The sequence below is a fragment of the Pantoea sp. 22096 genome (assembly GCF_052045955.1).
Classification (GTDB): Bacteria; Pseudomonadota; Gammaproteobacteria; order Enterobacterales; family Enterobacteriaceae; genus Pantoea; species Pantoea alfalfae.
The window spans coordinates 854867-868960 of sequence record NZ_JBQEPW010000001.1 but is presented as its reverse complement, the minus strand read 5'-3'; the positions used below and the strand labels follow the sequence as shown (position 1 = coordinate 868960).

Genomic DNA, 14094 nt, shown 5'->3' with positions numbered 1-14094 from the left:
TACATTCTGCTTATAAACAGGATGATATTCCGCGTTATAAAATAACGTTCGAATTAAAGGCTATTAATTTCTCTGCCGCATCTGTCTGAATGATTTTGTGCCAAAGAATTCGTTTGAGTTCGCATTTCGGATAAGCGACAGTGGGCTATCATTGTTGTGTTCGCTCAGTTTTTTTCGGGTTCCCTTTTTCAGGATGAAGCCTTAAATAACCAGAACGGGTTGTCTTTCGGGTCAGCCGGTTTGCAAAAAAGAGGTGCGCTATGACGACGATCTTTGACGAAGCCATCAGAGACAGCAAACGACTCAATGACGGACCAGACTGGACATTTGAACTGCTTGATGTCTATTTAGCAGAGATAGACCGGGTTGCTAAACTGTACCGGCTTGATACCTACCCGCACCAGATTGAAGTGATTACCTCAGAACAGATGATGGATGCCTATTCCAGCGTTGGCATGCCCATCAACTATTCACACTGGTCATTCGGTAAAAAGTTTATTGAGACCGAGCAGCGCTATAAGCATGGTCAGCAGGGTCTGGCCTATGAAATCGTTATCAACTCCAACCCCTGCATCGCCTACCTGATGGAAGAGAACACCATGACCATGCAGGCGCTGGTGATGGCGCATGCCTGTTATGGCCATAACTCCTTCTTCAAGAATAACTATCTGTTCCGCAGCTGGACGGATGCCGGATCGATTGTCGATTACCTGCTGTTCGCCAAAAACTACATCAGTGACTGCGAAGAGCGCTATGGCGTCGAAGAAGTCGAGCGGCTGCTCGACTCCTGCCATGCCCTGATGAATTATGGCGTTGATCGCTATAAACGCCCGCAAAAAATCTCCCTTCAGGAGGAGAAGGCGCGACAGAAAAGCCGCGAAGAGTATCTGCAGAGCCAGGTGAACACCCTGTGGCGTACGCTGCCACGGCGTGAAACAGAAGCCGTGGCCTTTGAAGCCGCGCGCTACCCTTCTGAGCCGCAGGAAAACCTGCTCTACTTTATGGAGAAGAACGCTCCGCTACTGGAGCCCTGGCAGCGTGAGATTCTGCGCATCGTGCGCAAGGTAAGCCAGTATTTCTATCCGCAAAAACAGACCCAGGTGATGAATGAAGGCTGGGCGACCTTCTGGCACTACACCATCCTGAATCACCTCTATGACGAAGGCAAAGTGTCTGAACGCTTTATGATGGAGTTCCTGCACAGCCATACTAACGTCGTGTTTCAGCCACCCTATAACAGTCAGTGGTATAACGGCATCAACCCTTACGCCTTAGGCTTTGCGATGATGCAGGATATTAAGCGCATCTGTCAGTCACCGACCGAAGAGGATCGCTACTGGTTCCCGGATATCGCCGGTTCAGACTGGCTGGAAACGCTGCATTTTGCGATGCGTGAGTTCAAGGATGAGAGTTTTATCAGCCAGTTCCTGTCGCCGAAAGTGATGCGTGACTTCCGGTTGTTTACCGTGCTGGATGATGACCGCAATAACTATCTCGAAATCGCCGCTATTCATGATGAAACAGGCTATCGGGCAATTCGCCAGCAGCTCTCTGCGCAGTACAACCTGAGTAATCTCGAACCCAACATTCAGGTCTATAACGTGGATGTGCGCGGTGACCGTTCACTGACTCTGCGCTATGTGCCGCAGAGCCGGACGCCGCTCGATAAGAGTCGTCGCGAGGTGCTGAAGCATGTGCATCGTCTGTGGGGATTTGATGTGATTCTGGAACAGCAGAACGAAGATGGCAGCGTTGAGTTACTGGATCGTAATCCGCCGCGCGGTTCATCGCTCTGACAGGCTAAACATAAAAAAAAACCGGACGCGATGTCCGGTTTTTTTATCGCTTATTGCCGAGGTCGTCTGGCAGGTTCTTCTGCATACTGTGCCAGATTTCGCCGCTGCGGCGGCCATAGTTGCGCACCACCTCTACAATCTCATCCTGTCCTGGCTCTTTGTCGCACAGCGCCAGAAGTGTCAGATAGAAATCACGCGCAACCTGACGCGCTTCCGCACTGGAAAAGTAGTGACGACCTACACGGGTATAGAGGCCTTTCAGGCCATTGAGGATCAGACCGTAAATCGGATTACCTGATGCAAATGCCAGACCGCGGAACACCCGATAGTCGAGTTCGGTATAGGCATCCGCCTGATCGGCCGCGGCACTTACCGTCTCCAGCACTTCACGCGCCTTGTCCGGATGATGGCGCAGCGCACGGCTGATAAAAATTGATGAAATATTGCTGCGGACTGACAGCAGGTTGTCAATCAGCACCGGCACACTGTCGTGATCAAGGCGGGCAAGCGTCTCCAGAATATTCAGGCCAGATGTCTCCCAGAAATCATTCACGCGCGTCGGTTTGCCGTGCTGAATCGTCAGCCAGCCGTCACGTGCCAGGCGCTGCAGCACTTCACGCAATGTAGTGCGTGTCACCCCAATCAATTCAGAAAGCTCACGCTCAGCAGGAAGAATCGATCCGGGCGGAAAGCGACTGTTCCAGATGCTTTCAATAATATACTCTTCAGCAAATCCCGCTGGACTCTGAGCCTTTATAACCATAGCAATGTGTTCTCGTTGCTTTTCTAATCATGATGGGGACTCATCATACCAGACGCCCTATAGCGGATATAGCCTGCGTAACCATTAAAACCGGGCGCGGGCGCATATTTCAGACTGGCTGGCGACGAGTGCAACTGTTATAAGGCGACGGCCGGGTGCACGTTTTTCTGCGCGGGAACATTCAGTCTCAAAAACCAGCAGAAAAACATCCTGAAAGTACAGCATGCTGGTACCGGATGGCCTGCGCTTGCCGTTTCGCTTCCTGTCGATCGCAGCCGGGTATTCTTAACGTCCCCACCTTCAAGCTGTTTACTGAGCAGGCAAAACCCTGAGGGCCTCCGCTTATCCTCATGTAACCTGCTCTGGATCAGAATCAGGTCATGTTTGCACACGATTTTTCCCTGTCCCTGGCTGGTTTGCCCGCGCTTTTGGTTTACACTGCGTGGCATTAACGTTTACAGGGAATGCAATATGTTGCGATATCTGAATCAATGTTCTCGTGGTCGGGGAGCCTGGTTATTACTGGCACTGACAGCGCTTGCACTGGAATTAACGGCACTCTTCTTTCAGCACGTGATGGGACTAAAGCCCTGCGTGATGTGTATTTATGAACGTAATGCGCTGTTTGGTGTACTGGGCGCGGGTCTGGTGGGTGCGATTGCACCGAAATCACCGCTGCGTCTGGGCGCTCTGGCGTTATGGATCTACAGTGCCTGGGAGGGTCTGCGTCTCTCTTATGAACACACGATGATTCAGCTGCATCCAAACCCGTTTACTACCTGTGATTTTGCCGCCCGTTTCCCCAGCGGATTACCGCTGGATAAGTGGCTGCCGTCGGTGTTTCTGGCCAGCGGTGACTGCGCAGAACGTAGCTGGACTTTCCTGACGCTCAGCATGCCGCAGTGGATGATAGGGGTATTTGCCGGTTATCTGCTGGTCGCAGTGCTGGTACTGATTGCCCAGCCTTTCAAACCTAAGCGTCGCGATCTCTTTAGTCGCTGACACGAAACGTTGCTGAGATCAAAAAAGGCTGCCAGTGGCAGCCTTTTTACGTTTCAGATGAGGCAGTGGCGCTTAGCCGTTGCGATCGGGACGATCAATAATGTGATCTTCCCAGTCCCGCACTTCACTCTCCCGCACTGCAATATAACGCACCGAAATTCGCTGCGCATGCATCGCGGTTTTCGAACCAGCCCGCAGCGGATGCCAGACCGGCAATCCTTTGCCCTCGCCCAGCAACCGGTAGGCGCAGGTGCGCGGCAGCCAGTTGAAGGTGGTCAGATTTTCGCGCGTAAGCTTGATGCAATCCTCTTCTAATTCGAAGCGGCGTTCATAGTTACGGCACTGGCAGGTTTTAATATTGAGCTGATTGCAGGCGACGTTGGTAAAGTAAATCTCATCCGTGTCAGCGTCCTGCAACTTGTTAAGGCAACACTGGCCACAACCATCACACAAGGATTCCCATTCCTCATCGCTCATTTGTGCCAGGCGTTTTTGTTGCCAGAAAGGGGTGTCAGTCATGATGATTTGTCCGGGTTGTGCCTGAAACGCACCTTATAAAGCCTATGCTGCGGTGATGCAAGTTTTTAGAGTACGCGCGTGCTGATGCCGTGACCCGCCAGCGACACGTCCAGCTTGTCACCCGAGCGCATCGGCCCCACACCCTCAGGTGTCCCGGTCAGAATGACATCGCCTGCACGCAACGTAAAATAGTGGCTCATATGTGCAATCAGCGGCAGAATTTTGTGAATCATATCGGCTGTGTTGCCGTGCTGACGCACTTCTCCGTTTACCACCAGCTTAAGCTCGACATTCTGTGGATCATCACTGAATTCGGCTACCGGGATGAAACCGGAGATGGGACAGGCGTTATCAAAGCCTTTGGATTTTTCCCATGGCTGGCCCGCTTTTTTCAACCCGGACTGCAGGTCACGCAGCGTCAGATCCAGCGCCACGCCATAGCCTGCAATCGCCTTAGCCACGTGTTCTTCACTCGCCTGCTTCAGCGTCGCACCTATCAGCACCGCCAGTTCGACTTCGTGATGAACTTCGCCAAAGGCGTCGGGAATAGAGAGCGGCTGGCGCAAATCACATAGCGCTGTTTCCGGTTTGATAAAGATTACCGGCTCGGTTGGGATCGCACTGCCCATCTCTTTAATGTGTTTTGCATAATTACTGCCGACGCAAACCACTTTGCTGACCGGAAAATCTAACAGAGCGCCTTGCCAGTTATGATGCTGATACATGCTCATCCCCTGTTCAGGTTAGGTGTTGTGCCAGCGCGGCTGGCGGGTTGATGTTTGCTGATGCGTTGATCGAAATGCCAGCAACAGAGCGTGATAATAAGATCCTTTTAACCATCCGGGGTGCGGAATTTGTCAAAAAGCGTAAACGATGCCCCTGGCGTGCTGAATAATCGTACAAATAAGGTGTGAAAATGTGGACTGGGTATTTAAACAGGGGTAAACAGATAAGCTGCGCCGTTAATTTTGCGCAGCTTCAGAGCAATATTAACCCTGCAGTATCGCACCGACAGGATTTATATTTACAGAAGAATCCGAGTTAAACTTTTTTATCGGCCTCTAAATGAATTTTTAGCAGACTTTCAATCGGCGGTGGAAGCTGTAAATAAAAACCCTGCTCGCTCAATCCCTGCTTAACTTTATTGATATCTGCGTTAGCCAGCCTGTCGCGGTCCGCCAGCTTCAGCACCATCGCCAGTTGCGGCTTGCCAAATCCTTTCAGCAATTCTTCCGGAACGCGCGAAAAATCGTCCTTTTTTTCAACATAGAGATAAGTCTGGTCACGTAACGGGCTTCTGTAGATCACACAAAACATATTTTTTACTCGAATTAACCGGCGTTGAGGCTTGTCTGAATATAGCTGTAACTATAACATGCTTGCAGAACTTCGAATATTCACCGTTAGCGCTTCAGCGATGATTTTATCATCGCCGGGTTAACGGTAGTGAAAACAGGACTGAGTCGGGACAGATGTCGCAAACGCCAATCGAATTCAAAGGTAGCAGTTTCACCCTGTCTGTCGTCCATTTGCATCACCATGACCCTGTGGTGATTCGCAAGGCACTCCAGGACAAGATTGACCAGGCTCCCGATTTCCTGAAAAACGCCCCGGTGGTGCTAAACGTCGCCACATTGAGTGCCGATGTTAACTGGAAACAGCTACAGCAGGCCATTCTTGCTACCGGTTTACGCATTGTCGGCGTAAGCGGCTGCAAAGATGATGCTTTGAAACGCATGATCGCCCGTGCAGGGCTGCCGGTACTGGCAGAAGGCAAAGAGTCCAGACCGCGCGCCGAGACACAGCAGCCGGCCCCCATTCCTGAACCACAGCCGGTTGTAACCGAGACGGCAGCAGCGAAAACCCGCATCGTGAACACGCCGGTGCGCTCAGGCCAGCAGATTTATGCGCGTGACGCTGACTTAATCATCACAAGCAGCGTCAGTGCCGGTGCCGAACTGGTCGCCGATGGCAACATTCATATTTACGGCATGATGCGCGGTCGCGCTCTGGCAGGTGCCAGCGGCGATCGCAACTGCCAGATTTTCTGTACTAACCTGGCTGCCGAGCTGGTCTCGATTGCCGGAGAGTACTGGATCATGGATCAGATCCCGCAAGAATTTTTTGGTAAAGCCGCGCGCCTGTGCCTGCAGGATGGCGCGCTGACTATCCAGACACTTAATTAGGCCCCTTTTCTTTTGTTAAGGAAATCAACATTTATGGCACGCATTATTGTAGTTACATCCGGTAAAGGGGGCGTTGGTAAGACCACGTCAAGCGCGGCCATCGCCACCGGTTTAGCGCAGAAAGGCAAAAAGACGGTCGTTATCGACTTTGATATCGGTCTGCGTAACCTGGATTTGATCATGGGCTGTGAACGCCGTGTGGTCTACGACTTCGTTAACGTTATCCAGGGCGATGCCACGCTGAACCAGGCGCTGATTCGCGACAAACGCACTGAGCAGCTCTACATTCTGCCTGCATCGCAGACCCGCGATAAAGATGCGCTGACCCGTGAAGGTGTTGAGAAAGTCCTGAACGATCTGGCCGCAATGGAGTTTGACTTCATCGTCTGTGACTCACCGGCAGGGATTGAAACGGGCGCACTGATGGCACTTTACTTTGCGGACGAAGCAATCATCACCACTAACCCGGAAGTCTCTTCTGTCCGCGACTCCGACCGTATCCTCGGCATCATCTCATCGAAATCCCGCCGCGCTGAAAACAGTCAGGACCCGGTTAAGGAGCATCTGCTGCTGACCCGCTACAACCCTGGCCGGGTAAACCGTGGCGATATGCTGAGCATGGAAGATGTGCTGGAAATTCTGCGCATTCCTCTGGTCGGTGTGATCCCTGAAGATCAATCGGTGTTACGTGCCTCTAACCAGGGTGAGCCGGTGATTCTTGACGGCGAATCTGATGCTGGCAAAGCCTATGCCGATACCGTTGAACGGTTACTCGGTGAAGTACGCCCCTTCCGCTTTATCGAAGAAGAGAAGAAGGGTTTCCTGAAACGCCTGTTCGGGGGATAAACCATGGCATTACTTGATTTCTTTTTATCCCGGAAGAAGAACACTGCCAACATAGCCAAGGAACGGCTGCAGATTATCGTGGCAGAACGGAGAAGGGGCGACAGTGAGCCCCACTATCTTCCGCAACTTAAGCGCGACATTCTGGAAGTGATTTGCAGATATGTGAAGATCGATCCGGAAATGGTCACGGTACAGCTCGATCAGAAAGGTGATGACATCTCGATTCTGGAGCTGAACGTCACGCTGCCAGAAACGGATGAAGTGACTAAATGACGCTGACCGTTTCCTGAATTTCCCCTGCGCAGTGGCAGGGGAAGTTTAACCGGTTAACAACCCGCAAGAATCTCCTCAATGCCGGGTTTCAGCAGTTCGCCCCGCCATCCGGTGAGTAATTCCGGCTGACGTCCCTGTGGCTTCAGGCCCCAGTGCTGGCTTAATACCTGATTAATCTGACGTCGTGACGCCAGTAACTCCTGACTGAATCCGCTCTGCTCACTGACCTGCTGCACCAGCGCCTTCATCGCCTTAAACACCTGCTTATAGTGCGGATGGTCGATCAGATTGCCCAGCGGTGCCGGCAGTTCATTCTCGTCAAGCGCCTCCGCTTCGGCCACCAGCGCCACCAGCGTTTTGCCGTGGAAACGGATTTCGTGGCCTGACAGCCCCAGATGATCCAGCTCCCCCAGAGAGCCAGGCATAAAGCGCGCCACTTTCCACAGATGCTCTTCGCGCACCACAAAATTCACCGCCATATCTTTTTCACGCGCCAGTTTCAGACGCCAGGCCGCCAGCCGCTGCAGTGCCGCCAGCTGACGCGGACGCAGTTGCCAGCCATTGGTGATATCCCGCCAGGCTTCATCCGGTGCCACGCTGTCGAGACGGCGCTGACAGAGGTTATCGCACTCACTGAGTGCCGCCGCCATGTTGCCAGCCTCTTCCGTGTTGATCATCAACTGACGGGCAATCGGCAGCAGATAGTGAACGTCCGCCGCCGCATACTCGCACTGACGCTGGGTCAGGGGGCGCGCCAGCCAGTCGGTACGGGATTCACTTTTATCCAGCTCGACCTGGGTAAAATGCGCCACCATGGAAGCAAAGCCCCAGGAAAGTGGCTGGCCGGAGAAGGCTGCCAGAATCTGAGTGTCAATCATAGGCGTCGGCAGCACGCCGAAACGGTGCAGGAAGACTTCCAGATCTTCCCCTCCGGCATGCAGAAATTTAGTCACGCGGGTGTCGGTCAGCAGCGCAATAAAGGGTGACCAGTCACGGATATTCAGCGGGTCAATCAGCACCAGCTGGTGATCGTCGAACAGCTGGATCAGGCCAAGCTGAGGGTAGTAGGTGCGGGTGCGGACAAATTCGGTGTCCAGTGCCACCGCTGTATGCTGGCGGGCTTTCTGACACACGTCAGCCAGTTGTTCATCCTGGTCGATAAGGGAATAATTCACGTCTGATTTCCACCGCAGCCAACAACGCGCGGCGCTCCATGTTAAAAACAATAAAAACGCCGGACATGCCGGCGTTCAACCTCAATTCTTATACAGATTCAGTTCGCGCCGGGCTTCGCCTCGTCGCGCAGCTCACGTCGCAGAATCTTTCCGACGTTGGTTTTCGGTAACTCATCACGAAACTCAATGATTTTTGGCACCTTGTAACCGGTCAGCTGGCGGCGACAGTGATCGAGCACCTCTTCTTTGGTCAGCGACGCCTCTTTTTTCACGATGCAGACTTTTACTGCTTCGCCTGACAGGTCGCTGGGCACGCCAATTGCCGCGGCTTCACGCACTTTCGGGTGCTGCATCAGTACATCTTCGATCTCATTCGGATAGACATTAAAACCGGAGACCAGAATCATATCTTTTTTGCGGTCAACGATGCGAATGAACCCTTCCTGGTCAACGGTAACAATATCACCGCTGTGGAGCCAGCCATTTTTCAGCACTTCCGCTGTTGCTTCCGGATGCTGCCAATAGCCCAGCATCACCTGCGGACCACTGATACAGAGTTCGCCCGGCTCCCCCGGCACTACTTCGTTTCCGGCATCATCGAGAATGCGTACGTCGGTCGAAGGAACCGGCAGGCCGATACTGCCCGTATGGCAGCTGATGTCATACGGATTGACGGATACCAGCGGCGAACATTCGGTCAGGCCGTAGCCTTCCAGCAGATAGTGTCCGGTGAGCTTTTCCCAGCGCTCAGCCACCACTTTCTGCACTGCCATTCCGCCACCCGCAGAGAGGCGCAGCGTTGAAAAATCGAGTTTATTGAACTGCTCATCGTTGAGCAGCGCATTAAACAGCGTGTTCACGCCGGTAATCGCGGTAAACGGAACTTTACCCAGCTCTTTAACGAAGCCGGGAATATCGCGGGGATTAGTGATTAACAGATTCTGACCGCCCAGCTCCAGGAACAGCAGGCCATTCACGGTTAAAGCGAAGATGTGGTAAAGCGGCAGCGCGGTGACAACAAATTCTTTTCCGTCACGCAGTACCTTACCGTATGTCGCACGGGTCTGCTCCAGATTCGCCTGCATGTTGCGATGGGTCAGCATTGCCCCTTTCGCCACGCCGGTGGTGCCGCCGGTGTATTGCAGGAAGGCAAGATCGTCATTCGAGACAGTCGGTCGCTGATAATTGAGCGTGGCACCCTCTTCCAGCACCTGACGAAACGAAATGGCGCCGGGTAAATGGTATTTGGGCACCAGCTTCTTCACATACTTGACGACAAAATTAACCAGTGTGGCTTTTATCGGTGCCAGCTGATCGCCCATCCGGGTCAGGATGACATGCCGCACAGCGGTTTCAGCCACCACTTTTTCCAGGGTATGCGCAAAATTTGAGACAATAACGATGGCGCTGGCACCACTGTCATTGAGCTGATGCTTCAGCTCACGCGGCGTGTAGAGCGGATTCACATTGACCACGACCATACCGGCACGCAGTACACCAAACAGGGCCACCGGATACTGCAGTAAGTTAGGCATCATCAGCGCCACCCGATCACCTGCTTTCAGGCCCAGCTGATGCTGGAGATAAGCAGCAAAGGCACGGCTCTTCTCTTCCAGCTGACGATAACTCATCTTCTGACCCATGTTCAGAAATGCGGGTTGATCGGCGTAGCGTTTTACTGCCTGCTCAAAAAGATCCACCAGCGAGGTGTAACGATCTGCACTTATTTCGGCAGGTACATCTGCCGGGTAGCGTTTCAGCCAAACCTTATTCAAGGATCCACCCCGATAATTATGTTGTATTTCCATCGCTGCCTCAGCCAATCTGGTTTGTTAACAATATTTTAACTGATTGTACCAGTTTGCCTGTTTCGGCATGTTGAGGTTGCGAAGTGCATCACTAAATTTCGTGCCGGGAAAACAGGCCAATAAAAAGCCCGGTAGCGAGCGCCGCGACCGGGCTGGATAAATCATGTTTACACTTATTCGGTCAGGATGGTCTGCACCTCTGAGGGTCCGGTGTTGACCATTCCCCAGTAGGGATTAGGTCCCCAGTATCCGCCGCGATGACGGGTCGGACCATACCAGATCCAGGGATCCATTGGCTGTGGCGGTGCGGTTACCTGCTGGGCAATGCGCCAGCGCTGATAACCGCGCACATCAATGACCACAAATTTGTAATCGGCCTCACCAATTTTACCCTGCTCCGTGCCCTTCAGCGTACCCAGCACGGTAACGTACTGGTTTCTGACATCCACCGGATCAACAAAGCCGTGAATGTCTGCATAAATCCGGCCAACCGAGGCTGCCCCCAGACGCGGTCTGGCGCTCTCATCCAGCGGTTGTGCCGCAATCTCAAGCCGGGTTTTGCCGTTCAGGTTAGTGACATTCACTACCTTGCCGCCAAAGCGCGATTCCTGCCCGACAAAGAGCGAAGGATCGCTCATCACCCGCAACAGATCCTGCTGTGGCTGAGGTGAGCTGCCCTGCAGTGTGTCAGGAATGGAGACACAACCGGTTAACGCCAGCACACAGGTCAGCAGCAGACCTGAAAGCCCTTTACCACACATTGACGACATAGACGTTCTCCCGTTAGGTAAAGCGTTAGACTGGATGCATAACAATAAGTTGCGTGTATTTTACCGGCCAGGTAATTTTTTCCAGGCGACTTCATTACGCAGATACGTCGGCTCCGCCGTCTCCGGCAGCAACGTATTCCCCTGCGCCAGCGCAAGCATCGCCAGTGGCAGCATATCCTGTGCGGCAGGCAAAGTAACGTCGCTGGTGTTCAGGGTCAGATCGTGTCCCTGCTGCAGGGCAGGATAGGCCTGCCAGCCGGTGCCGGCGGTCATCCAGTCGCCAGAGAGCGCCTGCATCCGGGTGAGTGCTGCCTCAGGGGACAGCACGCATTCGCTGGCTTCACCCTGCCAGACACCCTGCTCATCACGCTGATATTCGGCCCAGTAAACCTCGCCCATTCGCGCATCGATAGCGGTTAACACCCGGGTTGCACCGTGCAGACGCCAGGCCCCTTCCGCCAGCGTCGCCAGCGTGGAAACGGCGATCATCGGCAGTGATGCGCCCAGTGCCAGGCCCTGAGCAATACCAATACCGATCCGCACGCCGGTAAAACTGCCAGGACCCCGGCCAAAGGCGAGCGCGTCCAGTTCGGTCAGTTCCAATTGCTGCGCCAGCAGCAGTTCCTCGACCAGCGGCAGAATACGCTGCGTATGATCGCGCGGAGCAATCTCGAATCGGGCATCAATCTGTTGCTGATTCAGCAAGGCGGCTGAACAGGCTTCTGTCGCCGTATCCAGCGCTAAAATTCGGGCTGACATGACTACCTCAGAAGAAAGAAAACGGCGCGCATCTTAGCATAAAATTACGCGTCTGGTTCGGGTTGCTGGCGGATAAAGGCGATGGCCTGAGCAATGTCGCGGGTGCGCGGCGTCGGCGGCAGGCTGTTAAGAAACAGTGCGCCATAAGGCCGTGAGACCAGACGCTGATCGCAAATGACCAGCACACCACGATCGTCCGTATCACGGATCAGACGGCCTACACCCTGCTTCAGGGTAATCACCGCATCCGGCAACTGCACATCCGCAAAGGGATCGCCGCCGCGAATCCGGCAATCTTCCATTCGGGCTTTTAGCAGCGGATCTTCCGGTGAGGTGAACGGTAGTTTGTCGATGATCACCAGGGACAGCGCATCACCCCGCACATCCACGCCTTCCCAGAAGCTGCTGGTCGCCACCAGCAGAGCATTACCCTTCTCGATAAACTGCTTCAGTAACTGACCTTTGCTGGTTTCACCCTGCACCAGCACCGGCAGTGTCATCGAGGCGCGAAACTCTGCGGCCAGCTCTCGCATCATCAGATGCGAAGTACAGAGGAAGAAACAGCGGCCTTTATTCGCATCGATCAACGGTTTCATCATTGCGGCCAGCTGGCGCGCGCCACCGGGACGGTTAGGTTCCGGGAGATTGCGTGGTACACAGAGCAAAGCCTGCTTCGCAAAGTCAAACGGACTGTTCAGGATCAGGCTCTTTGCCGCATTGACACCCAGCCGTTCGGCAAAGTGGGCCATTTTCTCATCTACCGCCAGGGTGGCCGAGGTGAAAATCCATGCGGCCTTGCGGTTATCCATCACCTCACGGAAGCGTTCCGCTACCGAGAGCGGCGTGAGCGCCAGGATAAAGTGGCGGGAAGTGCATTCATACCAGTAGCTGTAGCCCGGCTCGTTAATCGCCCGTAACCGTTTTAACCGGGTACGGTAGAGCGCGGCTCGCTCGAAGGCGGCATCCAGCAGGGCTGAACGGCCCAGTGAGAGTTTGATAACGTCGTAACAGAGCTCAAGCGCATCATCCAGCAGCGTAAACATCCGCAGGATGTTGTTATCGCTCAGCAGTTCACGCAGGTTACCGCGATAGCCGGGATCGCCTAATGACAGGCGAAAATCCTGCGCGCACTGCGCCAGGCGGTCAGCGGATTTCTGCAGCTGCTGAGCATCACGCACCTCGGTGCGGTAGGCGGTAATAATATCTTTGGCGAGATCGAGTAACTGACGGCTGGAAAGCTGTTGACCAAAATACTGACTGGCGATGTCAGGCAACTGATGGGCTTCGTCGAAGATCATCACATCCGCTTCGGGAATAAGTTCGCCGAAGCCGCCCTCTTTTACCACCAGGTCGGCAAGAAAGAGATGGTGGTTAACGACGACCACATCGGCGTCCATGGCGCGCTTACGCGCTTTGACCACGAAGCACTCTTTATAGCGCGGGCAGTCGGTGCCGAGGCAGTTATCGTTGGTGCTGGTCACCAGCGGCCAGACCGGACTGTCTTCGGTGACGCCCGCACAGCTGCTGATGTCACCATCTTCCGTCTGTGATGACCAGCTGCGCAGCGTCACCAGGTCAGTCAGCCCCTGCGCGGTGAGATCGCCGCCCGCCATCGACTGCTGTTCCATACGTTCCAGACAGAGATAGTTGGAGCGCCCTTTCAGTAAGGCGGTTTTACCTTTGAACTTCAGCGCCTTGATCATCGTGGGCAGATCGCGGGCATAGAGCTGATCCTGCAGCGCTTTGGATCCAGTGGAGACAATCACTTTTTTACCAGCCCGTAAAGCGGGTGCCAGGTAAGCATAGGTTTTACCGGTACCGGTACCGGCCTCGACCACCAGTTCACCCTGCTGTTTTACGGCTTCAGATACCGCCTGCGCCATCTCACGCTGTGCTTCACGCGGCTTAAAGCCTGCGATCGCCAGCGCCAGCGCGCCATCCACTGCAAAATCGTCTGCCACATACCCTCACTAAGAACGGCAAAAACACTGTAATTATGTCAGTATTGGATTAACAAAGCAAAATCGAAAAATATCAAAAACTTATAATTCTCATGCCGATACCAACACCCTCTTATATCAGCCCGATTTACAGCTGACAGGCACAGAAAAGGCGGCCCGAAGCCGCCTGAAAAAAACCTGTCGCGTTGCCGATATGCCTGATGACATATCAGTCAATTGCACAGGCAGAAGAAGCG

The 14094-nt window shown here is 53.8% G+C and carries 14 protein-coding genes; 5 read left to right on the top strand and 9 right to left on the bottom strand.

Going from position 1 to position 14094, the window contains the following annotated elements:
- Positions 1-260 precede the first annotated feature (260 nt).
- Positions 261-1796 carry a SpoVR family protein gene (locus ACTJKZ_RS03975; RefSeq protein WP_440829275.1) on the top strand — a complete coding sequence of 512 codons (1536 nt, stop codon included), beginning with the start codon at positions 261-263 and terminating at the stop codon, positions 1794-1796.
- A 43-nt stretch (positions 1797-1839) separates the two neighbouring features.
- Here ACTJKZ_RS03975 and fadR read toward each other — a convergent pair whose 3' ends face one another.
- On the bottom strand, positions 1840-2559 hold the full coding sequence (gene fadR / locus ACTJKZ_RS03970; RefSeq protein ID WP_013358075.1) for a fatty acid metabolism transcriptional regulator FadR: 720 nt from the start codon (positions 2557-2559) through the stop codon (positions 1840-1842).
- A 471-nt stretch (positions 2560-3030) separates the two neighbouring features.
- Here fadR and dsbB point away from each other — a divergent pair, with 471 nt between their 5' ends.
- The gene (gene dsbB / locus ACTJKZ_RS03965; RefSeq protein WP_161734034.1) at positions 3031-3561 is read left to right on the top strand and encodes a disulfide bond formation protein DsbB; all 531 of its coding nucleotides are present in this window, start codon (positions 3031-3033) and stop codon (positions 3559-3561) included.
- Between the two features lie 72 nt (positions 3562-3633).
- Here the strand turns inward: dsbB and ACTJKZ_RS03960 are convergent, their stop codons facing one another.
- From ACTJKZ_RS03960 to ACTJKZ_RS03950, 3 genes are all read right to left on the bottom strand, one after another.
- Positions 3634-4080 (bottom strand): YcgN family cysteine cluster protein, encoded by a 447-nt coding sequence (locus tag ACTJKZ_RS03960; protein WP_013358078.1) that lies wholly within the window; start codon positions 4078-4080, stop codon positions 3634-3636.
- A gap of 65 nt (positions 4081-4145) precedes the next feature.
- Positions 4146-4805, bottom strand: a complete 660-nt coding sequence (locus tag ACTJKZ_RS03955; RefSeq protein WP_161734036.1) for a fumarylacetoacetate hydrolase family protein — start codon at positions 4803-4805, stop codon at positions 4146-4148.
- A gap of 316 nt (positions 4806-5121) precedes the next feature.
- Positions 5122-5397 carry a YcgL domain-containing protein gene (locus tag ACTJKZ_RS03950; RefSeq protein ID WP_440829274.1) on the bottom strand — a complete coding sequence of 92 codons (276 nt, stop codon included), beginning with the start codon at positions 5395-5397 and terminating at the stop codon, positions 5122-5124.
- Positions 5398-5552: 155 nt separating this feature from the next.
- Between ACTJKZ_RS03950 and minC the strand changes: the two genes are divergently transcribed.
- The 3 genes from minC to minE are packed head-to-tail and all read left to right on the top strand — an operon-like array spanning position 5553 to position 7385.
- Positions 5553-6266 carry a septum site-determining protein MinC gene (gene minC, locus ACTJKZ_RS03945; RefSeq protein ID WP_161734040.1) on the top strand — a complete coding sequence of 238 codons (714 nt, stop codon included), beginning with the start codon at positions 5553-5555 and terminating at the stop codon, positions 6264-6266.
- A gap of 33 nt (positions 6267-6299) precedes the next feature.
- Positions 6300-7112 carry a septum site-determining protein MinD gene (minD, locus tag ACTJKZ_RS03940; RefSeq protein ID WP_003852716.1) on the top strand — a complete coding sequence of 271 codons (813 nt, stop codon included), beginning with the start codon at positions 6300-6302 and terminating at the stop codon, positions 7110-7112.
- Between the two features lie 3 nt (positions 7113-7115).
- The gene (minE, locus tag ACTJKZ_RS03935) at positions 7116-7385 is read left to right on the top strand and encodes a cell division topological specificity factor MinE (RefSeq protein ID WP_008925314.1); all 270 of its coding nucleotides are present in this window, start codon (positions 7116-7118) and stop codon (positions 7383-7385) included.
- Between the two features lie 53 nt (positions 7386-7438).
- On the opposite strand, the gene rnd is transcribed toward minE, so the two are convergent.
- The 5 genes from rnd to ACTJKZ_RS03910 form a co-directional block, all read right to left on the bottom strand.
- Positions 7439-8560, bottom strand: coding sequence for a ribonuclease D (gene rnd / locus ACTJKZ_RS03930; RefSeq protein ID WP_440829273.1), 1122 nt, complete (start codon positions 8558-8560; stop codon positions 7439-7441).
- Positions 8561-8658: 98 nt separating this feature from the next.
- Positions 8659-10335 carry a long-chain-fatty-acid--CoA ligase FadD gene (gene fadD, locus ACTJKZ_RS03925; protein ID WP_440829272.1) on the bottom strand — a complete coding sequence of 559 codons (1677 nt, stop codon included), beginning with the start codon at positions 10333-10335 and terminating at the stop codon, positions 8659-8661.
- Between the two features lie 206 nt (positions 10336-10541).
- Positions 10542-11138: a Slp family lipoprotein gene (locus ACTJKZ_RS03920; protein WP_061062628.1), complete on the bottom strand. Its 597-nt coding sequence runs from the start codon at positions 11136-11138 to the stop codon at positions 10542-10544.
- A 60-nt stretch (positions 11139-11198) separates the two neighbouring features.
- The gene (tsaB, locus tag ACTJKZ_RS03915) at positions 11199-11897 is read right to left on the bottom strand and encodes a tRNA (adenosine(37)-N6)-threonylcarbamoyltransferase complex dimerization subunit type 1 TsaB (RefSeq protein WP_161734048.1); all 699 of its coding nucleotides are present in this window, start codon (positions 11895-11897) and stop codon (positions 11199-11201) included.
- 44 nt (positions 11898-11941) lie between these two features.
- Positions 11942-13858, bottom strand: coding sequence for an ATP-dependent DNA helicase (locus ACTJKZ_RS03910; RefSeq protein WP_161734050.1), 1917 nt, complete (start codon positions 13856-13858; stop codon positions 11942-11944).
- Positions 13859-14094: the final 236 nt, after the last annotated feature.